The following is a 25,240-nucleotide window of genomic DNA, read 5'->3' as shown; positions in this document are numbered from 1 at the left end:
TCACGCGTTACATCGACTGCGTGACAAATTTGAGCATGTCATCCGCCGCCGAGACCATTTTGGCGTTCATCTCGTAGGCGCGCTGAACGGTGATCATATCGACCATCTCTTCAACGACCTGAACGTTGGAGCCTTCCAGCGAGCCTTGTTCGAGCTGCCCGAACGCTTCTTCCCCCGCCACGCCTTCTACCGCTTCACCGCTGGCGGCGGTTTCGCGATACAGGTTGCCGCCGAGGGCTTCCAGTCCGGCTGGATTAACGAAGTTCACCAGCGTTATCTGCCCCAGTTCCACCGGTTCAGCTTCACCGGCGACCGTGGCGGTGACGGTGCCGTCTTTGCCGATTTGCAGGTCTTTAACGTTGTCCGGCAGTTCAATCTGCGGCACCAGCGGCAGCCCCTGGGCGTTGGTCAGCATACCGTCCGGGTTTTTCTGGAAGTTACCGGAACGGGTATAGGCGATATCGCCGTCGCTGGTTTCCACCTGGAAAAAGCCCTGGCCGGTGATGGCGACGTCCAGCGACTGTCCAGTGTTCTGGATGTTGCCGGTGGTGAACTCTTTCTGCGTGCCGACAATTTTGACGCCAGTACCAAACTGAATACCGGTCGGCGAAGTGTTGTTCTGGTCAAGCTGACCGCCCGGCGTGCGCTGATTCTGATAGAACAGATCGGCGAACATCACGCGATCGCGCTTAAACCCGGTGGTGTTGACGTTCGCCAGGTTATTGGAGATGGCGCTCATCTTCGCGTCTTGCGCGGCAAGACCGGTTTTACTGATCCATAAAGCGGGATTCATGGTTGTTCCTTTTTGCTAAGCGGAAAAAAATCAGGCGTTACGCAGCAGGCGATTGCCCGCTGTCGCCAGATCTTCTGCCGCCTTCATCATTTTGATTTGCGCTTCGAACTGACGGTTGAGCGCGATGCTGGAGACCATTTCGTTAATCGCCGAGACGTTCGAGGTTTCCAGGTGGCCGGAAACCACTTCCACCTCTTCGGTTCGCGGATTGACGTTGGCGTTGGTCACCAGAAAGCCGGCACTGTTTTTGCTCAACTGGTCAGCGGCGATATCCACCAGCTTGATGCGGTCGACGTCCATCGGCGCGGCAATATCACCGTCGTCCGCCACGATGGTGATCACCCCGTCGTCGGCGATGCTGACGGACGAAAACGGCGGCAGCACGATCGGCCCGTTATCGCCGGAGACCGGCAGACCATCGATGGTCAGATCGCCCTCCGGGCCGACTTCAATCTGCCCGTTGCGGGTGTAGACCTCGCGGTTGCCGCTCACCAGCGCAATCAGGCCGCTGCCTTTCACGGCAACATCCAGATCGCGCCCGGTTTCACGCGTCGCGCCCGGCGTTAAATCCACGCCTCCCTGCTGCTGTTGTACCAGGAAACGGGAGGCATAACCCTCCCCCTGGATTTGCTGCGACATCGCGCTGTCCAGATCGTGACGAAAACCCTGGGTATTGACGTTCGCCAGGTTGTTCGCGTGGATCTGCTGCTGCGCGAGGCTGCGGGACGCCCCGCTCACGGCGGTATAAATTAAGTGGTCCATTACAGGGCCTGGAACAGCGAATTCATCATGCTGTCGTTGGTGCTGATCACTTTGGTATTGGCCTGATAGTTACGCTGGGCGGTCATCAGTCCGACCAGTTCGGCAGTCAAATCGACGTTAGAGCCTTCCAGAGTGTTGGAGCTGATCGCCCCCAGCAAACCGGTTCCCGGTGCGCCCGTCAGCGGCGTACCGGAGCTGGCGGTTTGCGACCAGGTGGTGCCATCCTGAGAAGAGAGGCCGTTCGGGTTGGAGAAGCTCGCCAGCACCAGCTGGCCCTGCAACAGGCGCTCGCCGTTGGAGAAGGTGGCGTAGACGCTGCCGTCTTTGTCGATCATCTGGCCGGTACGTTCGCCCGAGGCATAGCCGTTACCGCTGTTTTTACTGACCGAGAAATCGGAGCCGAACTGGGTAGTACCGCTGTAGCTCAGGGTCAGTTCGATACCTTCCGCACCCGGAATATCCGCATTAATGGTCACCGGCCCGGTCGGCGCCTGCAGTACGCCCTGCTCGGTGAAGGTCATTTTCTCGGTGGTGCCGAGATCCTGATCGTCCATGTAGTAGTGCACTTCCCACTCGTTGTCGGAGGTTTTGACGAAGTACTGCTTCATGGTGTGTTCGCGGCCCAGGGAGTCAAACACCTGCGTGGCATAGGTGTGGTTGTAAGATTTTTCGTCCTTCGGGTCGAAGGTGGCGTTTTCCGGCAGCTTTTCGTTGGCGTTCAGGTTGGCGGTAAAGTCGAGAGTGCTGGTCGCTTTCGCCGGAATCGAGCCGCTGCTGATGGTCAGATTGCCGATGGTGCCGGTCTGTACCACGCCGTTAGCATCGACCGGATAACCCTGCAGATACATGCCACGGTTGTTGATCAGATTGCCGTTGCTGTCAGTCTGCATAAAGCCCGCGCGGGTGTAGGCGGTGGTGCCAGCGCTGTCGCGCATCATAAAGAAGCCGTCGCCGTTGATCGCCAGATCGAGGCTGTTAGCAGAGGCAAAAATGGCGCCGCTTTTGGAGATACTCTGCGCAATACCGGTGACGCCCACGCCCAGCGGCTGGCCCTCGGCATATAAAGAAGCAAACTCGGCGCGGCCAGATTTAAAGCCCACGGTGCCGGAGTTAGCGATGTTGTTGGAGATCGCCCCAAGCTGTTGGTTGATGGCATTCAGGCCAGAAACTGCAATATCAAAACTCATAATATTTCCTGATTAACTCGTTAATCCCTTAGGGGTTTTATCGCTGGATTGCCCGAACTGGGTGATGTTGTTGTACGCCACTTCGCCGATACCGGTGATGTTGAGCACGGTCGCGGTGCCGTCGAGCGGGATGCGCACGTTGCTCACCACGCCACCGACTTCAATCGGCACTTTGGCCGGTTCGTTGTCGGTCATCACGGTCATGGTGTACTTGCCCTCTTTCAGCCCCAGCTCCTGAGGGTCGATGTCGAAGTCCACGGAACCGGCTTCCTGTTTACCCAGCTCGATTTTGGTCTCGGTGCCGCTTTCGTCTTTGACGATCACCGTGACGGTGTTAGCGGCATGATCCAGCGTCAGGCGACCTTCAATGTTCGTGCTGCCGTCGGTATTAATGGTGTCGGTCTGAACCATCACCTTCTGCCCGACCAGATTGCCCGTCGACAGGGTTTGCAGGTTGTCCATCAGCACCGCGTTGTTAGCCATGAGTTTCGACATGGTCTCCATCGACTGCACCTGGGTCAGCTGCGCGAGCTGGCCGACGTATTCGGTGCCATCGGTCGGGTTCAACGGGTCCTGGTTCTGGATTTGTGCCACCAGCAGCTGCATAAACAGGTTGTTCATCCCCGCCGCGCTGTTGTCATTGGCGGAAACACCGCTGTCGTAAGTGGTGATGCCGGATTGAGTGGAAACGCCATTCACGCTCATCTATTACGCCTCGCCCAGACGCAGCAGGCTCTGCTGCATGCTTTTTACATTGTTAAGAACATCAACGTTGGTTTCGAAGTTGCGCGACGCGGACATCATGTCGGCCATCTCTTCCACCACGTTGATGTCCGGATACCAGACGTAGCCGTCCGGGTTCGCCATCGGATGATGCGGTTCATAACGCTGAACCGCATTGCCGGATTCCACGACGTCCATCACCTGCACGCGGGCGCCGGACAAACCGTTGTTGTTCAGCAGCTCGTCATTCTGATACACCGCCGCAAACACCGGACGGCGTGCCTTGTACACGCCCGCTTCTGCCGTTGCCGCGGTTTCGGCATTGGCGAGGTTACTGGCGACGGTATTCAGGCGGACGGTTTGTGCCGTCATGGCCGAGCCTGAGACCCGGTAGATATCGGTAAAAGCCATTTATCGTTACCTGATTCAATTACTTGCCTTCAATGGCCTTCTTCAGACCAGTGAATTTCATGTTTAAAAACGCCAGGCTCATCTGATAGTCCTGAACGTTTTTGGCAAACTCTGTTTGTTCCACATCCAACGCAACGGTGTTGCCGTCCGAGGAGGGCTGATAGGGCACGCGATACATCTTTTGCGCCGTCGAGCCTGGAAAGAAATCCCGCTGCGAACGTTGCATCTCTGCGGCAAAATCAATATCTTTAGCCTGGAAATTGGGTGTATCGACGTTAGCCAGGTTTGCTGAAAGCAGTTCCGCCCTGGAAAGTCGAAGTGCTACAGCTTGCGGATGAACGCCCAATGCCTTATCAAAACTAATACTCACAACTCACTCCTTCGTGATGGTGGACGCTTGCGATAGTCCGTGTTGCTACAGTCTTTAAAGCAACTATCGTGCCAGGTTTACAACATCATGATTTATAGAGTTTTATCACTATCTGTACCGCGCTATGGGAAGCTCTTTTTCCGCTTCACCCTTACCGCTTCATTACTGAGCTTTGCCGCTGCTTCTTTTGCAGCCCCCCCGACGCCTGCCAGCGCCCGTAAGCAGGTGCATTCCCGCGTCCAGCAGGCGGCCTCCGACGCGATCCGTCAGGAAGCCCAGCGCAGCCGCTGGGAGGATTACCAGGCGAAGCTCAATCTGTTTATTCCGTCCGAGATCTCGCAATACGCCCCGTGCGGCGTGCCGCTCACGGTTAGCATGCCGAACGGTGAACGCCTCGATCTGCGCAGGCTGCGTTTTGACGTGCGCTGTGAAAGCGCGAACGGCTGGGAAGTGGCGGTGACGGTCAAACCGGACATCTATCTTTCGGTGCTGATGGCCAAAAACACGCTTGAGCGCGGGCATGTTCTTGGCGCTTCCGATATCACGTTGAAGAAATTCAATATCAGCAATTTGCGCAGCGGCTACGTCACTCATCCCGACGATGTGGTGGGGCTGACGCTCAAACGTCGCGTGCGTGAACTTCAGCCCATCAGCATGAGCCAACTGGATTCACCGGTGATGGTCGAACGCGGTCAGCGAGTGCTGATGATTGCCGATCAGGACGGCGTAGAGGCACGTACGATGGGGATCGCCAGCAAAAAAGGGCGCAAAGGCGAGATGATCAAAGTGAAGAATGAGAGCAGCGAGCGGGAAGTCACCGCCATCGTCAGCGACATGGGTGTGGTTCGAACCAGCCTGAGCGCGAAAAATTAAAAAACTTTACGCAGGGTTTAAGTTTCGCCCTTTGTGCGTCGCTTTACAGGGGTATGGAGAGAAGGAAACATTTTTTCCGCCCGCTGAACAGCCGACGTAACCTGCAAATAACCCAGAAGATGGAGTAAGCGATGAAAGTGACATCCCCACAGTACGCCATGACGAGCGCGATTAATCAGTCCAGTGCCACGGCACCGACTCGCACCGCAGGTGCTGAGGAGATGAAAGTTGCACGCACCACCGCCATTGACCCGGTTCTGGGTGATGCGCAGACGCAGCTGGCCACGATGCCAGAAGTCGATATGGCGCGCGTCGCCAGCATGAAAGAGGCTATCGCCAGCGGGAAAATCAGCGTCAATCTTGATGCCCTGACCAGCGCGATAGAGCAATACTATCAGAGGTAAAAATGAGTAACGCCGCACAGAGCGTCAAAACGCTGATTCAGGGAATGGTCGACGACCGTAACCGTTACGGCCAGCTGAAGTCACTGCTGAAGGATCAGCGTCAGTATCTTATCGCGCGCAATGCGCAAGAACTGGAAACGCTGAACGCCAGGATTTTTACGGTGTATGAGCAGCTACTGGAAAATAGCAAGCTGCGCTATCAGCTCCTGACCGGGCTGGGTATCCCCGCCGGTGCGCACGGTCTGCGCACGCTCTTCACTCGCCTGCCCGCCGCCAATCAGTCACAGCTCAACACGCTCTGGGATTCACTGGAGCAGGTAGCCGCCGAATGCAAAGCCTTGAACGACAGCAACGGCATGGTGCTGACCATGCAGCAGGACGTGCTGCAAAACCTGTTTAACGTGGGGGAGCCAGAGAACTGGCTTTATCGGCAGGTGTGACTTGCCCCTATCAGATCGTTTGGCACTGACCGCAATACTATGAAAAAAATATACGTTTATCTGAACGCTGCGATGGGGGATAACCTCTATCTTTTAGCCGCCTGCAGAGCAATTAAAAAAATAAAGCGTGTGGATATCGTCTTCATTAGCCCTCCCCTTTTTGTTCAACTCGCTGAGGCCTGCCCTCATGTTTCAGCTGTTTGGCAAGACAACACCCTGAGCCAGACACAAATTCAGCAGCTTCAGCAAGCGCATGCTAAAGGACGCTTTTTCGATTTTACAAACTGGAGTCATGCTCTTAGTCCCGTGCATATGGTGGACAGTTTTCTGGCGCAAATGGGGATCGATGCTTTAGCCCCGGACAAACAACTGGATCTTAATGTCCCCCCATCAGCTACCCATGTGATTGATACCTTTTACAGGGCCAATAAACTCGATGAAAAACCGGTACTGCTCGTCCACCCCAATATCGGTCATCCGAATCGGACATGGCCTCAGGAAAACTGGTTTGCACTCACCGAAATGTGGCTACTTAGCGGCTGGGATGTAATTTTTATTGGCAGCACTGTCAATTCTGAAGCAAACAAAACAATGCCAACAGCACCTCCCGCTGGCGTGATAAATGCGATTGACCAATTTTCCCCCATCGAGACGGTTGCTTTGATGCAGCGGGCGGGGATGCTCGTTTCATGCGATTCAGGTCCAGTCATGTTAGCGGGTGCGACGGAGATTGCGATTACGGCACTTTACTCCACCGTTTCGTCACATCATCGACTGCCTTTTCGTCATGGCGAAGCAGGCTGGAACTGCCTTGGGATAGATCTGGCGTGTGTGAACGGACCTTGCGCTCGACTGATGTCCAGTGAAATGATTTTTACGACCTTGCTAAAACGTCCATTCGACACACCCACGCAAAATGAATTCGCCAACTGGTGTGTGAACAGCACACCTTTTAAGTGCCTGAAACACTTTTCTCCGCCAGCACTTTACTCTCAAATGGCCGCTTTTATATTGCGGAACACAGCGGTCTAAGCCTTGGCTGTCTCACGTAACCGTTCTTCTGGAAAAATTATGACCCCATTGGCCTTCGAGCTTTGCCGCGATTTAAAAACAATTTCGGAAAGAAAGAAAAAAAAGATGCGCGTGCTATTCTTTGGTCGGGATGCATTTACTGACAACAGTAAGTATTTGTATCTCTACATGCATGCGCATTTCCCACAACTGGAGATTTGCTGGTGCTCACCCCATACCGGGTTGATCGCAACGCTCGAAGCCAAAGGGCTACCGTGCTTTGATCTCAGCAAAGACTTACATCACTCAATGGATTTTCTTCTTGAGTCATCTATTGCTGTATTTTGTGTGAATCCGCTTGAAAGCGTCGGTCATAATCTTCTGCTGCTCTCCTGCCTTAGCGGCGCGCTGACTTTTCAGATGTGGCACGGCATTGGTCCCAAACAGGCAGATCTTGCTTTGACGGCTGTGAAAAATATCACCGACCTAAGTGCGACAAAACTCATGTTCGGGGCAGCATTTCCGGAATACTACATTAGCTCTTCTGAATTTATAGACTCAAAATGGAATGAATTTTTTGGTGCCCGGAAATTCATTCGAGCATCTTACCCGCGTAATGAAGTCCTGTTCCGTGACCCTACGCCGATTGAAAGTTTAGGTGCAGAACTGAGTGAACATGTCAGAGAAGGATTATATTCTTCCCGGAACACCAGCATTCTGTTAGCCCCCACGTGGGAAGCTGATTCCGGGTTGAACAATATTTCGCTACTGTCAAAACTGGTCTCTTGCTGTCAGCAAAATAATATCAATGTATTTATCAAAAAGCATCCGTTTGTCAATGACAACAGTGATGCTGCCAGAAACATCAAAAACCTTTATACCATTCCTTCAAATGTCGATATTTACCCTCATTTAAAGAATTTTGATGCCTTAATAACAGATTATTCATCCATAATTTATGATTATATTCTGACGGGGAAGCCCATTGCTACTACGGATATTTCAAAGGGCGATGATTTCGATTTTGAATTCCTACCGGGCGACGATTCTTATCGTTATAAAATCAATGAGCATAACATTACTGTGACACTCGAAGAGATGTTAAACGGTGATAGTAAGCAATGCAGCCGGGCAGAACTGGCGTCGGTATTATTCCAGACCGATAATACTCAGGCCAACAAAATGATTACTGAAAAAATACTGCATATTTATGACCTTGAATCCGCAAAAAAAGCACCTGTTATTTATTAGCATCATTGACAACGGCGCTGCAAATGCAGCGCCGTGTTGAGCATTCACTGAGAGATCATTTTAACCAGCTCGCGCTTATTGTCTATTGCCAACCGTATCCTTTTCAGTGCATCGAGAATCTCTTTTTCATCCATTAATCCAGCATCGCGGGCGATTTTATCAACGATAAGCAACATGATCACCAGACCATTTTCCGTCGTGCTGTTAACGTAGAGTTCATGTAGGTTTGCCGCGAGAAAATGAATCATTTTCTGCGCAGAAAAGACTGGAATCACCTGAGGCAGGTTGTGCTTAACCGCATCCAAATACAGTATTTCAATATAGGAGCCAAGGCATTGCCAGGTGTGCTTATCGGTCACTTCACCCGCAATGGGCAAAAGCAAACGATACGTATCCAGAATCGCTAATGTGCGTTTCACCTTGTCTGTCGAGGTGGTGATCGAGCCACTACGCAACCGATGATGATACAAACGATCAGCAATGCATCTCACTTTAGCCTTCGGTTGTCCTAATAATAACGCCGTAGTGAAATACTCGTCTTCATAATAGCGGGTATGGAACCGCAGGCCGGGGTATTGTTCGCGCCGCCAGGCATAACCCCAGATCACCACCGAATAACCTTGAGCGGTTTTTACTCTTTCAGTAATACAGGTATTGAAAAAAGTTTGCGCATCTATTTTTTTATTAATAACGGCGCGTGGGCGTTGGTAATAAGATGACGCACTGTGCAAATATAAAAGGTCTTCTTCGCACTCAAGATGCGTTGAAAAGAATAATACATCCAGCTGATGGCGTTCCATTTCATTGATAATCGTCTCAACGCACTTCGGTGCGAGATAATCATCAGAGTCTACACAGTAAATATATTTACCTGTAGCCAGAGACATCCCCGTATTTCTCACTGCAGCCAGCCCTTTATTTTCCTGATTCACAATTTTCAGCACTGCAGAACGCGAGGAATAATATTCGAGGATCTCAAGGGAGTTATCGGTAGAGCCATCATTGATGGCAATAATTTCCATTTTTTGGCAACGTTGCGCTAATAATGAATCCAGACAGCGCTCAAGGAAGGGACCGACATTATAAACGGGTAAGATAATTGAGATATCATACTGGGACATTTTTCAGTCTCCATGTAAAGACGTGTGTGGCAGAGTGAGCAATATTCGGGCTTTAGCATGAGACATCTGCCGCGCACTAAAGCCCGAACTCTCAGAACGAATCAAATCAACGACAACCCGCACAGCAACGTGTAGTCCGCAGAATTCGCGCCCTTCCACACGTTTCCGCGCTGCCAGTTGAACCATGCGCTGAACAGGGCCACCACGTCGTCGTGGGTCAGCTGCGCGTTGTCTTCTCGCCACATGGCGCACAGCATTTTTAGCTGGAACATCATGCGGGTCAGAGACATCAGAACGTCACCATAATTGTCGGCATCCGGGCCTGGCAGACACTCGCCGTACAGTTTATAGATCAGGGCGTTGCGCAGAATATGCGGTTGATCGGTCAGTAAGGTATTGCGTGCGATACCGGCTTCCAGCTCACGCAGGCGATCCTGTAAACGCGCAGGTTCCATTACCGCCAGTTCGCTGAGTTTCAGCATCATGCTCATTTTCTGCATCGCAGGCAGATTCAGGGTGAGGCGCATCGCGCCCATCTGCTCCAGCGCTTCCACGCGATTCACTTCAATCGGCGGCAGCACCCGCATTTGTTCGTCCAGAATACCACCATCAGCCAGCGCCGAGAGCTGCTCGCCCATCGTCAGTAGTTCCTGCGGGTCGCACTGGTCATTATCGCGATAGCGCTGCGCTTTGCTCAACAACACGCCAATAGCATACAGGCTGCTTTCCAGCGCCAGCGCCGGATGGACCGCGAGGTTGATACACAGCTGATTCAGCGTTTCGTCCCAGGTATTAAAAACCTGCTTGCTGTCGGGTTCAGTAGTCGATGTATGCAAAACAAAGGCTTGCGGGTTGAGCAGGATCTCGCGTGCAGCGGTTTCGCAGCCAGCGTCCAGGCTGTCGCGCTGCTGATTTTTCAGCTTCAGCTGCGTGACTGGCCAGTCGCCCGCGCTTTTCTGGCAGGCAGGACAGGTGCAGGCCCTTTTGCGCTCGGCAAAGCGGACCACATATTCAGGTTGGTAGTGCTCAATCAGTTCCATACGGTACTCCGGCCGCTGGAGTGGCGGCCCTTCTTCATTGAAAGTTTTTGCGAAAAAACCAGTGGGTGCAATCGATCGTCTTCCCGCTTTCGCGGTCGGGCATCTCGGATAAAAAAGCAAAGCTCGGATGCAGTCCAAGCCAGCAGTGCGCCTGCATTTGTGCAGGCCAGCACGCATTAAAGGATGTTTGTTCAGCGATAGCCTGGCGGTAGTGCGCCAGCAGCTCAGGAATATATTTGCCGTTCACGGCATAAGCGCAGCCACAGTCAGCGCGGGTGACTCGAGCCACACCCGGTAGGGCTTTGAGCGGTGAAATCTGCTGGTAGCGCGCGCCCAACAGAACCACCTGCCAGTCGATGTGCTCAAGACGTGAAAACAGCTGGTTGACCGTTTTTATCGACATCTCTTTGCGCACGTATTTCACTGACGCATCCACCAGCATCACGCTCTCCCACGCTTCGTGCTGCGCAATGTCCAGCACCTGGCAGTGGGTTTCCAGTTCGTTGTGCGAAGAGCGGGCAAACGGCACGAGTTGCTGCGCTTCAAGACCAAGCGCAGTCAGCGCCTGACGCTGATTTTCAAGCTGATCGGGCTGGTCTGGATCGTACATCACCACCACTTTGCCAAACGCCTGCCACTGCACGGCGGTACTGAGCGGCGCGTGGCTCAGACGGCGATAGTGGCTCAGCAAATTACGATCCGAAACGAAGTCTTCCAGCGTTAAATCCGTCGGCTGGCTGGAGCCGAGCACGAAATCTTTGTCATAGGTATTGCTGCTGTGCGAAATACACAAAATCGCCTGTTTGGGGTCAATTTGTAGCACCGGCGAAGTGAAGTTGTTCAGAAACGCTTGCTCCTCCGCCAGCACCGCATCGTCTTCATAGCGATGGTTTTTCAGGAAGTTGCGATGACAGGCAAAAGTACCGTTCAGCGCATGCTGCGGGCCAAACGCGTGGGTACGATAGATTTTATCGAGATGGCTGTACCAGATGTAAATCGTGTCGCTGCCGGAAAAGAGTGCGTTGTTACGCTGCATTTCAGCGACCTGCTCGCTGATTTTATTCGGCGGGTAGTAGTCGTCATCGTCAAAGCAGACAATGTATTCGCCTTTCGCCAGGTCGTTGAGCATGTTGCGTTTTTTACCCAGATCCAGTCGTTCCGGGCTGTGGATGTAGCGCACGTTGTCCACGCGGCTATCCACCATCATCGCCATCAGATCTTCGTTGCTCTCGGCGGAATCGTCCAAGATCACCAGCTCGCGTTTATCTGCCGGATAATCCTGATACTGAAAGAGATACAGCAGATAGGGCAAAAATGCCCGGCGGTCCCACGTCGGGCAAACCACGCTGACAAAAGGTGTTTCAGTCGTTTTTTTCTGCTGCTGGCGTTTGAGCAGCGTCTGCATCAAGTTATTAGCCATCTTATCGCTGCCGTTGTGCCTGCTGTTGTCTCAGCCAGCACTGCGCGGAAACGGCGTCAGTGACTTTCTGCTCGCGGCGTTCCTGCGCCTGGCGCAGATCCTGGCGCCTAACGTCGAGCACCAGTTCAAGGCTTTTTTCACGGCGCGATTCCGCCAGCAAATTGCCCTGCAACTTCTGCGCCTCGACGGTCGCGAGCGCCTGCTCTTGTCGCTGCCAGTCGATCACGCGCTGGATATTGCGCTTGTAGAACGACTGGTTGTTCAGCATGGTCGCGTTGCCCTGAATTTCCGGCGCACTGTGATTAACGAGGTTAGAAAGCGCGTGAATGTTCTTCTCAAGGCGCTGGCAAAGCTGCTGCTGAGTGGCGAGCTTACTGCTCAGATCTTTTACCGCGCGGTTACGCAGTAGATGGAGTTGTTCGAGGGTGTGAATCAGTTTGCTCATCGTCAATTATCCTGCTTTCGCCAGTACGTTGAGATCGGAGATGGTTTTGTCGAGCAGGGCCGCATCCTGCACTTCTTGCTGTAAAAAACGGGTAATGGCCGGGGCGAGGTTCACCGCTTTATCGGCCATCGGATCGGCACCGACGACGTATCCGCCGAGCGGAATCAACGGTTTGATGCTCTGATATTCGGCGTAAAGCTGCTTGAGGGTACGCGCCGAAAGCTGATGCTCGCGTTCCGTCACCTGGCTCATGCAGCGGCTGATGGATTGCCCGATGTCGATGGCCGGATAGTGGCCCGCTTCCGCCAGATGGCGCGACAGAACGATATGCCCGTCGAGCACCGCACGGGCGCAGTCGACGATCGGGTCCTGCTGGTCATCGCCCTCGGCTAACACCGTGTAGATGGCGGTCATCGAACCGTGGCTTTCGCTGTTGCCCGCACTTTCGACAAGGCGCGGGATCATGCCAAACGCTGACGGCGGATAGCCTTTGGTGGCAGGTGGTTCGCCCAGTGAAAGGGCGATTTCACGCTGCGCCATCGCGTAACGGGTCAGGGAATCCACCAGCAGCAGGACGTCTTTGCCCTTGTCGCGGTAGTAGCTGGCGATGGTGTGGCACAGCTCCGTGGCCTTGATACGCATCAGCGGCGATTCATCCGCAGGCGCGGCGACAATCACGGATTTACGTCTTCCCTCTTCGCCCAGCGAATGTTCGATAAATTCTTTTACTTCACGACCGCGCTCGCCGATAAGCCCGACCACCACCACTTCAGCCTGGGTGTAACGGGTGATCATCCCGAGCAGCACGCTTTTGCCGACACCGCTCCCAGCCATCAGCCCCACGCGCTGGCCTTTGCCGATAGTCAGCAGGCCGTTGATCGCCCGCACGCCGACGTCGAGCGGCGCAGCGACCGGCTGGCGGCGCAGGGGGTGAACCTGCGGCAGTTGCTGCGGGAGCACCGTGTCGCCGGACAGCTTGCCTTTGTCGTCGATCGGTTCACCGAGGCCGTTCACCACGCGTCCAAGCCACTGATCGCCAATCAAAACGCCCTGCTGTTTATCCGCCGGATAGACACGCGCGCCTGCCATCAGGCCAGACGGCTGTTTGAAGGGCATTAAAAAAGTCACATCGCGATCGAATCCGACCACCTGGGCTTCAATAAATTCGCCTTCGGCACTTTCGACCTGGCACAGTTGGCCAACGGCGAGTCGACAGCCAACGCACTCCAGCAAAATGCCCGCCACGCGCACCAGGCGTCCGGCCACGCGAGCCAAGTTGATGTTGTCGATGGAACGCAAAACCTGCGCGAAATCAGTGTTACTCATGGCCCGATTCCGGCAGCAACGTCTCTTTCAGCACGTCCATGCACTGGTCCAGACGGTGCTGGCAGCCGACGTCCATCTCAGTGGTATTGGTCACCACGCGGCATTCACCGGGTGCCAGTTCGGGATCGGCCATCAGCCCCCACTGCGTCACTTTCTCCGGCTCGGCTTCGCTGATCCGGCGATGTTCCTCGCTGTTGAGCATCACATTGATCTGCTCGGGCTGCTGGGGCAAAGCGCTGAGCGCTTCCTCCACCAGGGTCAAAATTTGCGTTGGATGCAGGGTCAGTTCACAGCGGATCACCTGACGGGAAACTTTTTCCACCAGCTGTAATAACTCTTCGCGACGGCGCTGTTCGTAGCCCGCCATAAAGGTTTCCATCGACTGGATAATTTCATCCAGTGGGTGCGCTGCATCGAGAAACTGCTGACGCGCCTGAGTTTTGCCTTCCGAGCGCCCTTTACGCACACCTTCGTCAAAACCGAGGCGCAGCCCTTCCTGATAACCCTCTTCTTTGCCCTCTTCCATTCCCTGAGCAAAACCCTGATTCAGGCCATCCCGGAATCCCTGCTGGAGCTGTTCCTGCACCGCCGCACCGTCAGCCGCTGCGGGAATATCGTCTGCCACGCTATGCGCCGCGCGGCGTTTACGCAGCGGCGGGAATTTGTGCAGACGCGGTTTGATGACCGCCTGACGGGTCTGAGTCAGCGCACTGAGCGGTAAGCTGTGCTTTTTAAACATGGTTACTCCATGGTCTGTTCGGCAAACAGCTGCACCTGAATCTCACCCTCTTCCGCCAGTTGGCGAACGGTGGACATGATCTCTTTACGCACCTGATCAACGCGACTCACCGGAACCGGCCCCAGACGCGTGGTGGTGGATTGCAGCAGCGTCACCTGGCGCTTCGGCATGACGTTGAAAATACTCTGGCGCAATACCGGCTCGGTGCCTTTCAGCGCAACCGCCCACTCTTCAATGGCAATCTCTTCCATCAGGCGCTGGAGCGTAGCTGGCGTCTGGCGGCTCAGGATGAAGAATTCGTACATCTCTTCTTCCAGCTCATCCACCACGCCCGCATCACGCTCGCGCAGCTGATCGAGCAACTGCTGCTGGTTGGTCGGAATGCGGTTAACGATATTAGCGGCATGTTTGATGCCAACCACTTTTGAGCCGTGTTCAGACAGCACTGCCACGCCGCGTTCGATCAGACGATCCAGCTCGTCGATGACGTCACGGTTGACGTCATCGAGACGCGCAATGCGCCAGACAATTTCGTCCTGGCGTTCTTCCGACAGCGCGCTGAGTACGCTGGCCGCCACGTCCGGCGGCAGGAATGCGAGGAAAACGGCCTGCAACTGCAGGTGTTCTTGCTCAATCAGCGCCGCGAGTTGTGGCACATCAACCCATTGCAAACGGGCCATTCGGTGACGAATTTCGTCGCCGTAGATGCCGTTAATCACGCTGCTGGCGATTTCGCCGCCCAGCCCTTTCTCAAGGATGCTGCGCAGATAGCTGCGCGATGCGCCGTTGATACCGCTTTGCTCGCGGTAATCGTCAAAGAAATTGTTCATTGCATAGCGTGCGTGGTCGACCTTAACGCCGTGCAAACGCGCCATCGTGTCGCTGAGCAAAATCACCTCATCGCGGTTCATCTTTTGCATCAGTTTCGCCGCAGCTTCTTCGCCCACGCTGAGCAACAGAATGGCGGCCTGCTCCAGGCGGCTGCGTCCACTTTTAACGCTGCCTTTACTGCTCTTGTTTATTAGCTGTTCGCTCATTGCTGTTGATCCATTGTTTCAGTACTTCAGCCATACGTTCAGTTTCGTTTTCCGCCAGCATCTGCAGGTATTCCACCTTGGTTTCAAGGCCAGAACTGAGTGGCGGTAACTCGCTATCCTGATTAAACGCCGGTCCTGGCAAGCCGGTCAGTCCGGTTTCAGTGGTGACCAGATTATTTTCCAGCACCTCGTCCTGCGTTTTCGCTTCAATGGCTTCCGCCTCAATCGGTTCGCGACGACCCAAACGTTGTGCCAGTGGGCGCACGCCGAACAGCAGGGTTAACAGCGCCAGAAGGCCGATGCCGCCCGTTTGTCCCCAGTACTGAATGGACGGGTCTTGCCACCATTTCAGCACCGGCAGGCCGTCGCCGGTCATATCAACAAAGGTCAGACGGTCCAGGGTCAGGGAGTCACCGCGATCTTTTTCAATACCGGCGGCGTCTTCCACCAGCCGTGTCAGGGTGGCCAGTTGTTCCGGCGTCATCGATGCAAGCGACGGCGCGGCCTGGTTCAGCGCCACCGCCACGCGGAGTTTCTCCAGCTTGTAACCCGGATGGCGGATGTGGCGAATATCGCGATCGAAGGCGAACTTACGCTGCTCCTGAGTACGGTTAGTGAGCGAGCGCGGATCGCTGGTCTGGGTTTGGGTGGTTTGCTGCTGTGCATTCGCATTCGCTGGCGCAGTCGCTGCTGCGGGTGGATTGACCGGGCGGTTGCTGAGCGAACCTGGAATACCCATCGCCAGCTCGTTGGTGGTGTTTTCGCGGGAGATATTCTCGTCGCTCACCAACGGCTCTTTGCCCAGGCGCTCCTGCGTCTCTTCAATGCTGCTGGTGTCCACGGACGGCGAGACGCTGATGCGGTAGTTTTCGCTGCCGAACAGCGGCGTCAAAATTCCGGCAATATTACTGGTGGTTTCGTGTTTGATACGCTCGATGACATCGCGCCCCTGGCGGATGCTGGCCATATTGGTGGTGCCCTGCTGGCCGTTTTCCGACAGCAAATTGCCCGACTGATCGACCACGCGCACGCTGTTAGCCTGCATTCCCGGCACGCTTCCGGCGACCAGCTGCACGATAGCGGCCACCTGCGTTTCATCCAGATGTTTGCCGTAGCGCAGTTGCAGCATCACCGAGGCGCTGCTTTGCGGTTTGTTGGTCATAACAAACGAGCTGGATTCGCTCAGACCCAAATGCACGCGCGCGCTTTCAACCGGATCGAGCGCCATAATGCTGCGCGCCAGTTCTCCTTCGAGACTGCGCTTGTAGCGGACATTCTGGACAAACTGGCTGCTGCCGAGCATCTCTTCTTTGTCCATCAGCTCGTAGCCTTCCGGCGTGACCGCCGTAATGCCCTTCGCCGCCAGCGCCATTCGCGCGCGCGGGAGTTTGTTTTCCGGGATCAGGATCTGGCCGTTATCGGGATTAATGCGATAGGCAATCGCCTCGGCGCCCAGCACTTCCACCACCTGCGCGACCGGAATGTTTTCCTGGCTGCCGTACAGCGCCACATAGCCCTGATTGCTGCGCCACAGGGAGAAGACGATCGCCCCGACCAGCAGCAAACCGCCTGCGGTAATCAGCCACTGAGGTTTTATCCGTCCGGTGGGAAGCGGTAATGAGGACAACTTTTCTTTTAACTTATTAAGCACGGAGGAAACCTTACAGCGGAGTATTCATCACTTCGTCGAGCGCAGTGGTGAGTTTGTTGCGAACCTGCATCATGGCGGAGAAGGCCACGCTGGCCTTTTGCGATTCGATCATCGCACCGGCCAGATCGTCGCTCTGTCCCATTTCGATGGCTTTCTGTTTTGCCCCTGCGGAGTGCTGGACCGCATCGACATTATCGATGGCGTTATTCAGCACCTGTGAGAAGGAGAGATTGCCTGCGCCCGTCGCTTCAGGAAACGACGCGCCGGGGGCGATCATCTGCCCCTGACTCACTCCGCCAGAAGCGGCCATCGCAGCGGTGTTGTGCATTTTATTAAGCAAAGCTTGTTGGCTTGCCTGGAGTCCGATAGCGGTAATTTTGTCCATTGGTTTAGTCCCTTATGCCGTTACGAATAGCAACCGGCATCAATGCCTTCTTCACGCATCGACGCCAGTCGATAGCGCAGCGCGCGCGGGGTTATTCCCAAAAAAGCCGCCGTTTTTGATTTGTTACCGTTGTGACGTTTTAGCAGTTCGATGATGTACTGGAATTCCGCCATCCGGCCATGCAGCTTGACGTTGCTCATCGCGCAGGCCGCGCTCTGCTGCTCGCGGTAAGCGGGCATCACGTCCAGGTCAGGCATTTCAACGGCGGGGATCATCACCGGCAGGCCAAAATCGGTGGCAGTAATTTCTTCCCCGTTGCTCAGAATCATGCCGCGCTGAATGACGTTTTCCAGCTCTCGCACGTTGCCCGGCCACTCGTAGGCCAGCAAAGCGTGACGTGCTTCATCGGTCAGGCGAATATTGCCTTTGTGGAAAGCTTTATATTTGGCAATAAAACGCAGCGCTAAAGGAATAATGTCCTGGCGGCGTTCGCGCAGCGGGGTGATATGAATGGGAACAACTGAAATACGGTAAAAGAGATCCTGACGAAAACGTCCTTCGGCAATTTCCTGCTGTAAATCTTTATTGGTGGAGGCGACCAGGCGAATATCCAGAGGAATACGTTTATGGCTGCCCAGACGCTCGACTTCTTGCTCCTGCAAAACGCGTAATAATTTCGCCTGCAGGGCTAAAGGCATATCACCGATTTCATCCAGCAATAATGTCCCGCCGTTCGCCTGTTCGAATTTACCCGCAACGCCAGTGACGGCCCCGGTAAATGCACCTTTTTCGTAACCGAATAAAATTGCTTCAAGCATGCTTTCCGGAATAGCTGCGCAGTTAACGCCAACATAAGGCGCATCCGCTCCTAATGCATTTTCATGGATATAGCGGGAAATACACTCTTTGCCTGTCCCGGTCTCGCCAGTAATAAGTACCGATACATTATATTTAGCCACGCGGCGCGCTAATGAGAATACATTTACGCTTTCTGGTGCGCTGGCAACAAATCCATTTTCATTACGGGCTTCATGTTCAATAACAATACTCATAACAACTCACCAACAATTTAATAAATTCATTAACCTGAAACTGCTGCACAGATATTCCGCCACAGGGCGTGGATATTTATAAATGCATAAGTTCGATTTGGGTTACGAAAGTCACCGAATACCTGCAAACGCCGAATTTGATGACTGAAGCGCAGTATATCGGCGTCAGGTAAGATGTCTTGTTTTTAATGAGTATTAAAGTATTAATCTATAAATATCATGTATTTACAAAAAATATTAATCTTATTAATCACCCCATAAATAACGAATTAATAAGCCAGCCAATCTTGTACAGAACGGCTAAAAAGAGTCTAATTCTTGTCCCTAATAAAACAGTGTGCGTCTGGAATTATCCTTGATGGGTTTTGTCTCCTGATAACTCAGAGCGACACAGTTTTAGTAAACTTAAATTTTTTTAGAACCGATTTGCGTTTTTGTTTTATCCATAACCCTTAACGCCGATCATTCTTTTATGCGGAAGAACTATGCAAGCAGCTCCTCAGCGAATCAGAATCTACCAACGTCAGGCGATTCCCGACATGGTGAAGCTCGATGTGAGCAAGCTTGGTCGCCCCTGGCATAAATTACCTAAGATGATGAATGACAGCTTCGATATCTTTGATTCGCGCCTGAGCATTTATTTTCTTAAGAAACTGCGGGTGAATGTCGCGCTGGAGTCAATGACATTTGGCATCGATCAGACGCATAAAAACACTCAGGTATTTTCAACACCTTTTGGTTCTATTGCCTTTAGCATTGAACGTTCTTTATTACTGCAGATTCTCCACGACTATTACGGACTGGGGAAAGAGAGCGGCAATATTCTGCCGGATACCAGCCAACCGATAACAAAAACAGAAGATCGCCTGAAAACAAAAATCGGGCTGGATTTGACGCGTTTGCTGATTGATAAAGACACCTTCGGCCAGGACCTGGAAATAAAAAGCGATAACACCACCATTATTAATCAGTGGGCATGGTGCGTCACTTTTAGTCTCGAAGGATATGAGCACGGCAGTTTTACGCTGCTATTTGATACCCAGCATGTCGATCAACTGCTGTTGAAGATGCGCGACCCCTTAACGGATAGCGTCACAGGCCGAAAAACCGCGCCGGATCGTTCGCAACTCGAGCGGCTGTTTTACAGCCTGCCGCTGAAGCTCAGCGGCAAAGTGGCGAGCCTGAATTTAACCGTCGCTCAACTGGCAAATATTAAGCCGGGCGACATTATCCCTATGAGCATCAACGATCCCGTTCCTGTGTATATCGGGAAAGAGCAGATTTTTGACGCCAACATCGCCGAAGACCACAGCAAGTTATTCCTCTGTGGATTTAACGACAGAACCATCGAGAAGCCTTATGAGTGATCTGCAACAAGAATTGAGCCAGTCCCTGGATTTCAGCGATCTCAACCTCGGCGATATGCCGCGCGACGAGACAGTCGAGGGCAATATCCGCCTCGATATTCAGGAAGAGCCTGCGAGCGTGAACGACATCGACGACCTGCGCAAAATGGCGCTGTTTAGCCGTATTCCCGTCACGCTGACGCTGGAAGTGGCCTCCGTCGAGATTTCGCTAGCCGACCTGATGACCGTCAATCACGATTCAGTGATTGAGCTGGATAAAATGGCGGGCGAAGCGCTGGACATCAAAGTGAACGGCATTCTGTTTGGCAAAGCCGAAGCGGTGGTGTTGAACGACAAGTACGGCCTGCGCATTCTTGAGTTCAACAGCAAAGAACTGGGTGAACTGACGCGATGAAACCGTTGCTTCGCGTACTGCTGTTCGCCGGACTGCTGTTCTCTCCGCAACTGTTGGCGGCCAACGGCGATATCACGCTCTTTAGTTCGGCCAATACCGGCGGCGGTCAGGATTACAACGTCAAAATTGAAATCCTGATCATGATGACCCTGCTGGGTCTGCTGCCGGTCATGATGCTGATGATGACCTGCTTTACGCGCTTTATTATCGTGCTGGCGATTTTGCGCCAGGCGCTAGGGTTGCAGCAAAGTCCGCCGAATAAAATCCTCACCGGTATTGCGCTGGCCCTGACGCTGCTGGTGATGCGCCCGGTGTGGACCAAGATTTACGATGAAGCCATCGTGCCGTTTCAGAATGACGAAATCACCATGAAACAGGCATTCGGCAAAGCGGAAACGCCGCTGAAGAACTACATGCTGGCACAAACCAGCAACAAAGCGATGGCGCAGATGATGGATATTGCCAAAGTGTCGGGCGATCCGCGCGAGCAAGATCTGACGGTAGTGACACCCGCGTATCTGCTGAGTGAGCTGAAAACCGCCTTCCAGATCGGCTTTATGATTTACATCCCGTTCCTGGTCATCGACCTGATTGTCGCCAGTATTCTGATGGCAATGGGGATGATGATGCTGTCGCCACTGATTGTGTCGCTGCCGTTCAAGCTGATGCTGTTTGTGCTCTGTGACGGCTGGACGCTGATCGTCGGAACGCTCACCTCCAGCGTGCAAGGGCTATAGCGATGGTCACGATGGATATTGCCGGTGACATCATGGCGAGCGGCATCAAACTGGTGCTGATTATCTCGGCGGTGGCGATCGTTCCGAGTCTGATTGTCGGCCTGTGCGTCAGTATTTTTCAGGCAACCACGCAAATTAACGAACAGACCCTGAGCTTTCTGCCGCGTCTGCTGGTGACGCTGGCGGTATTGATCGTGGGCGGCAAATGGATGCTGACCCAGCTGGTCGATTTTACCGTCAACATCTTTCACCAGGCGGCGGCGCTGGTAGGTTAACGGCTGATGGGCATTGATATTCTCACGCTGATTAATCCCCTAATGGCATTAGTCCTGCCGTTTACCCGCATTCTGGCGTTTATCCATTTTTGTCCGGTTCTGGATAACCGCGCCTTCAGCAAACGCATCAAAGCCGCGATCTCCCTGGCGCTGGCGGTGATTATTACGCCGATGTTGCCAGAAAAAGTGATGCTTACCGGGTTGATGTCGGTGCGCACCATTCTGCTCATCGGTGAGCAAATGCTGTGGGGCATGCTGTTTGGCATGGCGATGCATCTGGTGTTTGTCGCGCTACAAACCGCCGGACATATTCTGTCGATGAATATGGGACTCGGGATGGCGATGATGAACGACCCGGTTAACGGCAGTTCGACCACCGTGATTTCGCAGATTATTTACACCTTTTGCGGCCTGCTGTTTTTCATTATGGACGGGCATTTGCTGGTGGTAACCATCCTGTTTAAAGGCTTTGTCTGGTGGCCTATTGGCCAGGCGATTAATAAGCCAACATTATTATTAATCGTGCAAAGCCTGGGCTGGATAATGTCTGCCGCGACGTTAATCGCCCTTCCCACTACCTTCGTGATGCTGATTGTGCAGGGCGGATTCGGCCTGCTGAACCGCATTTCCCCCACGCTGAACCTGTTCTCGCTGGGTTTTCCGATCAGCATGTTGTTTGGCCTGCTCTGTATTTCGATGATGATGACTAATATTCCCGATCACTATCTCAACCTGACCACTGAAATTCTGGCCAGGCTCGAAGCCGTAAGGAGCCACTGATGGCCCAGGGCGGAGATAAGAGCGAAAAACCTACCCCCCAGAAACTGCGCAAAGCGCGGGAAAAGGGCGATCTGCCGCGCTCGAAAGATTTAACTATGGCAGTGGGATTGCTGACCTCGTTTATCACGCTGAGCAGCTTTTTTCCCTATTACCAGCGGCTGATTACCGAGTCATTTACCTCCGTGGGCATGATGGCAGGACGGCTGGACGATAGCGGCGCGCTGAGCCAGTTCCTGATGCTCAACGTCTCGGTGATCCTGCGCTTTATCGCCACGCTCGCGCCGATTCCACTGGCCTGTATTGTGGCGAGCCTGATCCCCGGCGGCTGGATTTTTACGCTGTCGAAACTGAAGCCAGATTTCAAAAAAATCAGCCCCATCAGCGGCGTAAAGCGCATGTTTGCCGCCAGTCATTTTGTCGAAGTGGGCAAGATGCTGCTCAAATGTGGGGTCATTCTGGCAGTGCTGTACTCAATGGTTCACAGCTCGTTGAATCCGCTTCTGCATTTGCAAAAACTTAACCTGAACCAGGCGATCCACGCCGGTTTCGGCATTTATCACCATGTCCTGATCTACTTTATTTCAGTGATAGTGATTTTTGCCCTGCTCGACGTGCCGCTCACCAAATTCATGTTCACAAAAAAAATGCGCATGACCAAGCAAGAGGTGAAGGAAGAGTACAAAAATAACGACGGGAACCCGCAGATTAAGGGGCGCATCCGTCAGCTTCAGCGCCAGATGGCAATGGGACAGATTAACCGCACCGTTCCGGAAGCGGACGTGATCATCACCAACCCAACACACTTTGCGGTGGCGCTGAAATACGATCCCAACAAAGCGGAAGCCCCGTACATCGTGGCAAAAGGGATTGACGATATCGCGCTCTACATCCGTGAAGTGGCGAGTCAGCACCAGATAGAAGTGGTGGAATTTCCGCCGCTGGCGCGTGCGGTGTATCACTCCACGCGCGTGAATCAGCAAATCCCGGCCCAGCTTTTTCGCGCTATTGCGCACGTGCTGACCTACGTCATGCAGCTCAAATCCTGGCGCACCGGCCAGCTTGAGGCCAAACCGAGCCTGAACAGGCAGATCACCCTTCCAAAAGAGGTATTAAAAACTCATGGCGAACAGTAAGTCGCAGCAGATGCTTGCCATTCTCCGTCAGGGCCGCATAGGCGTACCGATATTACTGCTCAGCGTGCTGGCGATGGTGATGTTGCCGTTGTCCCCGCTGATGCTGGATATTTTGTTCACCTTCAACATCGTGCTGGCCGTGACGGTCCTGCTGGTGGCGGTGAACATGCAGCGCCCGCTCGATTTTGCGGTGTTCCCGACGCTCCTGCTGATCACTACGCTGATGCGATTGACGCTCAACGTCGCCTCCACGCGCGTGGTGTTACTGCACGGTCACGAGGGAGAAGGCGCTGCCGGTAAAGTTATCGAGGCATTCGGACAGGTCGTCATCGGCGGCGATTTCGTCGTCGGCTTTGTGGTATTCATCATCCTGATGATTATCAACTTTGTGGTGGTCACAAAAGGTGCTGAGCGTATTTCTGAAGTCTCGGCGCGCTTTACCCTCGATGCTCTGCCCGGCAAGCAGATGGCGATAGACGCCGACCTCAATGCGGGGCTGATTAACCAGAAACAGGCGAGAGATCGGCGTAAAGAGGTGTCGAAAGAGGCCGATTTCTACGGCGCGATGGACGGTGCCTCGAAGTTTGTCCGTGGTGACGCCATCGCCGGGATTATGGTGCTGGTGATCAACGTCATCGGCGGAATCTGTATTGGTATTTTCAAATACGATCTCGATGCCGGCCACGCGTTCCAGCAGTACGTTCTGCTGACCATCGGTGATGGCCTGGCGGCGCAGATCCCTTCCCTGCTGCTGGCGACCGCCGCGGCGATCATCGTGACACGCGTCAGCGACGGCGATGATGTTAGCGATGAGATCAAAACCCAGCTGCTCGCCAAACCGCATGTGCTCTACACCGCCGCATTCGTCATGTTTATTCTGGCGATTGTTCCGGGTATGCCGCACATCGCGTTTCTGTGTTTCACCGGTTTACTGCTGTTTGCCGCCTGGCGGCAGAGCAAAGTGGTTAAACCCGCCGAAGAAGAGACGGATTACGAAGCGATCACCGACGCGCTCGGTCAGGACGTTGCCCCTGCGATTAACTGGGAAAGCATTCCGCTGGTGGAGCCGATTGGCCTGAATCTGGGTTACAAACTGGTGACGCTGATTGATTCCGCCAAGGGCAGCCCGCTCTCGCAGCGTATTCGCGGCGTGCGCCAGGTGGTGTCCGAACAGTGCGGCGTGCTGTTGCCAGAGATTCGTATCCGTGAAAACTTCCGCCTGAAACCTGCGCAATATGCGATTTATATCAACGGCATCCGCACCGCGCTGGCGGAAGTGTATGCCGAAAAACTGATGGCAATTCCAGGAACCGAACTGTACGGCGAAATCGACGGCGTGCTGGATACAGATCCGGCGTACGGCATGGCGATCGTCTGGATCGACGCGGAACAAAAAGCCAAAGCGCTGAATCTGGGATATCAGGTGGTGGATTGCGCCAGCGTGGTGGCGACACACGTCAACAAAGTGGCACGCGAGCATCTGCCGGAATTGTTCAACTATGATGACATTACCCATCTGCACTCCCGCCTGGCGCAACAAGCACCGAAGCTGGCGGAGGATCTGTCGAACGCCCTCAACTTTAGCCTGCTGCTGCGGATCTACCGCCAGCTGCTGCTGGAGCAGGTGTCGCTGAAGGATATCGTGACCATCGCCTCGACGCTGCTGGAAAGCTCAGCGGTGACCAAAGATCCGATCTTGCTGACATCTGACGTGCGTTACGCGCTACGTCGCGCAATTATTCATAACATCAATGGCGACCGGCAGAAGCTGTCGGCTTACACCATCGATAATGCGCTGGAGAATATGCTCCTTGGGGCATTGAATCTGTCACAGCAGAGCGGAAAAGTTGCGCTGGATAGCTTCCCGGTCGACCCGAACATTCTGACGCAATTACAGAACACGATGCCGATCATTCAGGAACAGATGAAAGCGAAAGGGATGCCGCCGCTGCTGTTGGTGACACCGCAGCTGCGACCGCTGATTTCGCGCTATGGGAGACTGTTTGCCAGCAATCTGAATGTGCTGTCGTATAACGAAGTGCCGGATGACAGTGATTTGACGATTGTGGGGACATTGTCGTAGTGGGTGGTCTGTGATCGGGTAAGCATCAGA

Annotated in this window: 28 protein-coding genes; 12 read left to right on the top strand and 16 right to left on the bottom strand. The window is 53.8% G+C overall.

Annotated features, from left to right (window positions below; translation table 11 throughout):
• Positions 1–7 precede the first annotated feature (7 nt).
• From flgG to flgB, 6 genes are read right to left on the bottom strand one after another with little or no spacing between them, the layout of a single operon-like run.
• Entirely contained in the window at positions 8–793 is a 786-nt protein-coding gene (gene flgG / locus C3708_RS19870; RefSeq protein WP_095280380.1) for a flagellar basal-body rod protein FlgG, read from the bottom strand.
• Positions 794–823: 30 nt separating this feature from the next.
• Positions 824–1,555 (bottom strand): flagellar basal body rod protein FlgF, encoded by a 732-nt coding sequence (locus C3708_RS19865; protein ID WP_095280379.1) that lies wholly within the window; start codon positions 1,553–1,555, stop codon positions 824–826.
• Entirely contained in the window at positions 1,555–2,742 is a 1,188-nt protein-coding gene (gene flgE, locus C3708_RS19860) for a flagellar hook protein FlgE (RefSeq protein WP_095280378.1), read from the bottom strand. The genes C3708_RS19865 and flgE overlap by 1 nt, the downstream gene beginning before the upstream one ends.
• Positions 2,743–2,754: 12 nt before the next feature.
• Positions 2,755–3,447: a flagellar hook assembly protein FlgD gene (gene flgD, locus C3708_RS19855; RefSeq protein ID WP_103950057.1), complete on the bottom strand. Its 693-nt coding sequence runs from the start codon at positions 3,445–3,447 to the stop codon at positions 2,755–2,757.
• 3 nt (positions 3,448–3,450) lie between these two features.
• On the bottom strand, positions 3,451–3,876 hold the full coding sequence (flgC, locus tag C3708_RS19850; RefSeq protein WP_095280376.1) for a flagellar basal body rod protein FlgC: 426 nt from the start codon (positions 3,874–3,876) through the stop codon (positions 3,451–3,453).
• Between the two features lie 19 nt (positions 3,877–3,895).
• Positions 3,896–4,246, bottom strand: coding sequence for a flagellar basal body rod protein FlgB (flgB, locus tag C3708_RS19845; RefSeq protein WP_095280375.1), 351 nt, complete (start codon positions 4,244–4,246; stop codon positions 3,896–3,898).
• An 87-nt stretch (positions 4,247–4,333) separates the two neighbouring features.
• On the opposite strand from flgB, the gene flgA reads away from it, so the two are divergent.
• The 5 genes from flgA to C3708_RS19820 all read left to right on the top strand — a co-directional run bounded on the left by flgA (position 4,334) and on the right by C3708_RS19820 (position 8,225).
• Complete coding sequence (gene flgA / locus C3708_RS19840; protein WP_103947483.1) at positions 4,334–5,119, top strand: flagellar basal body P-ring formation chaperone FlgA; 786 nt, start codon at positions 4,334–4,336, stop codon at positions 5,117–5,119.
• A gap of 131 nt (positions 5,120–5,250) precedes the next feature.
• Complete coding sequence (gene flgM / locus C3708_RS19835) at positions 5,251–5,523, top strand: flagellar biosynthesis anti-sigma factor FlgM (protein ID WP_095280373.1); 273 nt, start codon at positions 5,251–5,253, stop codon at positions 5,521–5,523.
• Positions 5,524–5,525: 2 nt separating this feature from the next.
• Positions 5,526–5,963: a flagellar protein FlgN gene (locus C3708_RS19830; RefSeq protein WP_103950056.1), complete on the top strand. Its 438-nt coding sequence runs from the start codon at positions 5,526–5,528 to the stop codon at positions 5,961–5,963.
• Between the two features lie 39 nt (positions 5,964–6,002).
• The gene (locus C3708_RS19825) at positions 6,003–6,995 is read left to right on the top strand and encodes a glycosyltransferase family 9 protein (protein WP_103950055.1); all 993 of its coding nucleotides are present in this window, start codon (positions 6,003–6,005) and stop codon (positions 6,993–6,995) included.
• Between the two features lie 39 nt (positions 6,996–7,034).
• Positions 7,035–8,225 carry a CDP-glycerol glycerophosphotransferase family protein gene (locus C3708_RS19820; RefSeq protein WP_103950054.1) on the top strand — a complete coding sequence of 397 codons (1,191 nt, stop codon included), beginning with the start codon at positions 7,035–7,037 and terminating at the stop codon, positions 8,223–8,225.
• Between the two features lie 44 nt (positions 8,226–8,269).
• On the opposite strand, the gene C3708_RS19815 is transcribed toward C3708_RS19820, so the two are convergent.
• From C3708_RS19815 to C3708_RS19770, 10 genes are all read right to left on the bottom strand, one after another.
• Positions 8,270–9,346 (bottom strand): glycosyltransferase, encoded by a 1,077-nt coding sequence (locus tag C3708_RS19815; protein ID WP_103950053.1) that lies wholly within the window; start codon positions 9,344–9,346, stop codon positions 8,270–8,272.
• Between the two features lie 101 nt (positions 9,347–9,447).
• Positions 9,448–10,386 (bottom strand): hypothetical protein, encoded by a 939-nt coding sequence (locus tag C3708_RS19810; RefSeq protein WP_103950052.1) that lies wholly within the window; start codon positions 10,384–10,386, stop codon positions 9,448–9,450.
• Positions 10,387–10,420: 34 nt separating this feature from the next.
• Positions 10,421–11,806, bottom strand: coding sequence for a glycosyltransferase family 2 protein (locus C3708_RS19805; protein ID WP_233210437.1), 1,386 nt, complete (start codon positions 11,804–11,806; stop codon positions 10,421–10,423).
• 1 nt (position 11,807) lies between these two features.
• Positions 11,808–12,251: a flagellar export protein FliJ gene (gene fliJ / locus C3708_RS19800; RefSeq protein ID WP_095280364.1), complete on the bottom strand. Its 444-nt coding sequence runs from the start codon at positions 12,249–12,251 to the stop codon at positions 11,808–11,810.
• Between the two features lie 6 nt (positions 12,252–12,257).
• Positions 12,258–13,577, bottom strand: coding sequence for a flagellar protein export ATPase FliI (fliI, locus tag C3708_RS19795; RefSeq protein WP_103950051.1), 1,320 nt, complete (start codon positions 13,575–13,577; stop codon positions 12,258–12,260).
• A complete protein-coding gene (gene fliH, locus C3708_RS19790; RefSeq protein WP_095280362.1) occupies positions 13,570–14,316 on the bottom strand; it encodes a flagellar assembly protein FliH in 747 nt (248 codons plus the stop codon). The genes fliI and fliH overlap by 8 nt, the downstream gene beginning before the upstream one ends.
• Before the next feature lie 2 nt (positions 14,317–14,318).
• On the bottom strand, positions 14,319–15,353 hold the full coding sequence (locus C3708_RS19785) for a flagellar motor switch protein FliG (protein ID WP_103950050.1): 1,035 nt from the start codon (positions 15,351–15,353) through the stop codon (positions 14,319–14,321).
• Positions 15,322–17,004, bottom strand: a complete 1,683-nt coding sequence (gene fliF, locus C3708_RS19780) for a flagellar basal-body MS-ring/collar protein FliF (protein WP_103950049.1) — start codon at positions 17,002–17,004, stop codon at positions 15,322–15,324. Before fliF ends, C3708_RS19785 begins: the two co-directional genes overlap by 32 nt.
• Positions 17,005–17,014: 10 nt before the next feature.
• Positions 17,015–17,389, bottom strand: a complete 375-nt coding sequence (fliE, locus tag C3708_RS19775) for a flagellar hook-basal body complex protein FliE (protein WP_095280359.1) — start codon at positions 17,387–17,389, stop codon at positions 17,015–17,017.
• 20 nt (positions 17,390–17,409) lie between these two features.
• On the bottom strand, positions 17,410–18,441 hold the full coding sequence (locus C3708_RS19770) for a sigma-54-dependent Fis family transcriptional regulator (RefSeq protein WP_095280358.1): 1,032 nt from the start codon (positions 18,439–18,441) through the stop codon (positions 17,410–17,412).
• Positions 18,442–18,926: 485 nt separating this feature from the next.
• Between C3708_RS19770 and C3708_RS19765 the strand changes: the two genes are divergently transcribed.
• From C3708_RS19765 to C3708_RS19735, 7 genes are read left to right on the top strand one after another with little or no spacing between them, the layout of a single operon-like run.
• A complete protein-coding gene (locus tag C3708_RS19765) occupies positions 18,927–19,808 on the top strand; it encodes a FliM/FliN family flagellar motor switch protein (protein WP_103950048.1) in 882 nt (293 codons plus the stop codon).
• Entirely contained in the window at positions 19,801–20,202 is a 402-nt protein-coding gene (locus C3708_RS19760; RefSeq protein WP_103950047.1) for a FliM/FliN family flagellar motor switch protein, read from the top strand. The genes C3708_RS19765 and C3708_RS19760 overlap by 8 nt, the downstream gene beginning before the upstream one ends.
• Complete coding sequence (gene fliP / locus C3708_RS19755) at positions 20,199–20,939, top strand: flagellar type III secretion system pore protein FliP (RefSeq protein ID WP_095280355.1); 741 nt, start codon at positions 20,199–20,201, stop codon at positions 20,937–20,939. Before C3708_RS19760 ends, fliP begins: the two co-directional genes overlap by 4 nt.
• Before the next feature lie 2 nt (positions 20,940–20,941).
• The gene (fliQ, locus tag C3708_RS19750; protein ID WP_095280354.1) at positions 20,942–21,214 is read left to right on the top strand and encodes a flagellar biosynthesis protein FliQ; all 273 of its coding nucleotides are present in this window, start codon (positions 20,942–20,944) and stop codon (positions 21,212–21,214) included.
• Between the two features lie 6 nt (positions 21,215–21,220).
• Positions 21,221–21,994, top strand: a complete 774-nt coding sequence (gene fliR, locus C3708_RS19745; protein WP_095280353.1) for a flagellar biosynthetic protein FliR — start codon at positions 21,221–21,223, stop codon at positions 21,992–21,994.
• A complete protein-coding gene (gene flhB / locus C3708_RS19740) occupies positions 21,991–23,127 on the top strand; it encodes a flagellar biosynthesis protein FlhB (RefSeq protein WP_370446905.1) in 1,137 nt (378 codons plus the stop codon). Before fliR ends, flhB begins: the two co-directional genes overlap by 4 nt.
• On the top strand, positions 23,114–25,210 hold the full coding sequence (locus tag C3708_RS19735; protein ID WP_103950046.1) for a flagellar biosynthesis protein FlhA: 2,097 nt from the start codon (positions 23,114–23,116) through the stop codon (positions 25,208–25,210). Before flhB ends, C3708_RS19735 begins: the two co-directional genes overlap by 14 nt.
• Positions 25,211–25,240: the final 30 nt, after the last annotated feature.

It is taken from the genome of Lelliottia sp. 7254-16 (assembly GCF_002922995.1).
Lineage (GTDB): Bacteria > Pseudomonadota > Gammaproteobacteria > Enterobacterales > Enterobacteriaceae > Enterobacter > Enterobacter jeotgali.
This window is presented reverse-complemented; position numbering and strand designations above follow the sequence as displayed.

Excerpts from the sequence above, each read along its gene's own strand:
- flgG (WP_095280380.1), bottom strand. The coding sequence starts at position 793 with ATGAATCCCGCTTTATGGATCAGTAAAACCGGTCTTGCCGCGCAAGAC.
- C3708_RS19820 (WP_103950054.1), top strand. The coding sequence starts at position 7,035 with ATGACCCCATTGGCCTTCGAGCTTTGCCGCGATTTAAAAACAATTTCG.
- flgA (WP_103947483.1), top strand. The coding sequence starts at position 4,334 with ATGATTTATAGAGTTTTATCACTATCTGTACCGCGCTATGGGAAGCTC.
- flgC (WP_095280376.1), bottom strand. The coding sequence starts at position 3,876 with ATGGCTTTTACCGATATCTACCGGGTCTCAGGCTCGGCCATGACGGCA.
- fliP (WP_095280355.1), top strand. The coding sequence starts at position 20,199 with ATGAAACCGTTGCTTCGCGTACTGCTGTTCGCCGGACTGCTGTTCTCT.
- C3708_RS19825 (WP_103950055.1), top strand. The coding sequence starts at position 6,003 with ATGAAAAAAATATACGTTTATCTGAACGCTGCGATGGGGGATAACCTC.
- C3708_RS19810 (WP_103950052.1), bottom strand. The coding sequence starts at position 10,386 with ATGGAACTGATTGAGCACTACCAACCTGAATATGTGGTCCGCTTTGCC.
- flgM (WP_095280373.1), top strand. The coding sequence starts at position 5,251 with ATGAAAGTGACATCCCCACAGTACGCCATGACGAGCGCGATTAATCAG.
- C3708_RS19765 (WP_103950048.1), top strand. The coding sequence starts at position 18,927 with ATGCAAGCAGCTCCTCAGCGAATCAGAATCTACCAACGTCAGGCGATT.
- C3708_RS19830 (WP_103950056.1), top strand. The coding sequence starts at position 5,526 with ATGAGTAACGCCGCACAGAGCGTCAAAACGCTGATTCAGGGAATGGTC.
- fliR (WP_095280353.1), top strand. The coding sequence starts at position 21,221 with ATGGGCATTGATATTCTCACGCTGATTAATCCCCTAATGGCATTAGTC.
- fliI (WP_103950051.1), bottom strand. The coding sequence starts at position 13,577 with ATGAGTAACACTGATTTCGCGCAGGTTTTGCGTTCCATCGACAACATC.
- C3708_RS19815 (WP_103950053.1), bottom strand. The coding sequence starts at position 9,346 with ATGTCCCAGTATGATATCTCAATTATCTTACCCGTTTATAATGTCGGT.
- C3708_RS19770 (WP_095280358.1), bottom strand. The coding sequence starts at position 18,441 with ATGAGTATTGTTATTGAACATGAAGCCCGTAATGAAAATGGATTTGTT.
- C3708_RS19785 (WP_103950050.1), bottom strand. The coding sequence starts at position 15,353 with ATGAGCGAACAGCTAATAAACAAGAGCAGTAAAGGCAGCGTTAAAAGT.
- flgE (WP_095280378.1), bottom strand. The coding sequence starts at position 2,742 with ATGAGTTTTGATATTGCAGTTTCTGGCCTGAATGCCATCAACCAACAG.
- C3708_RS19805 (WP_233210437.1), bottom strand. The coding sequence starts at position 11,806 with ATGGCTAATAACTTGATGCAGACGCTGCTCAAACGCCAGCAGCAGAAA.
- fliJ (WP_095280364.1), bottom strand. The coding sequence starts at position 12,251 with ATGAGCAAACTGATTCACACCCTCGAACAACTCCATCTACTGCGTAAC.
- C3708_RS19865 (WP_095280379.1), bottom strand. The coding sequence starts at position 1,555 with ATGGACCACTTAATTTATACCGCCGTGAGCGGGGCGTCCCGCAGCCTC.
- fliE (WP_095280359.1), bottom strand. The coding sequence starts at position 17,389 with ATGGACAAAATTACCGCTATCGGACTCCAGGCAAGCCAACAAGCTTTG.
- fliQ (WP_095280354.1), top strand. The coding sequence starts at position 20,942 with ATGGTCACGATGGATATTGCCGGTGACATCATGGCGAGCGGCATCAAA.
- C3708_RS19760 (WP_103950047.1), top strand. The coding sequence starts at position 19,801 with ATGAGTGATCTGCAACAAGAATTGAGCCAGTCCCTGGATTTCAGCGAT.
- fliH (WP_095280362.1), bottom strand. The coding sequence starts at position 14,316 with ATGTTTAAAAAGCACAGCTTACCGCTCAGTGCGCTGACTCAGACCCGT.
- flgD (WP_103950057.1), bottom strand. The coding sequence starts at position 3,447 with ATGAGCGTGAATGGCGTTTCCACTCAATCCGGCATCACCACTTACGAC.
- C3708_RS19735 (WP_103950046.1), top strand. The coding sequence starts at position 23,114 with ATGGCGAACAGTAAGTCGCAGCAGATGCTTGCCATTCTCCGTCAGGGC.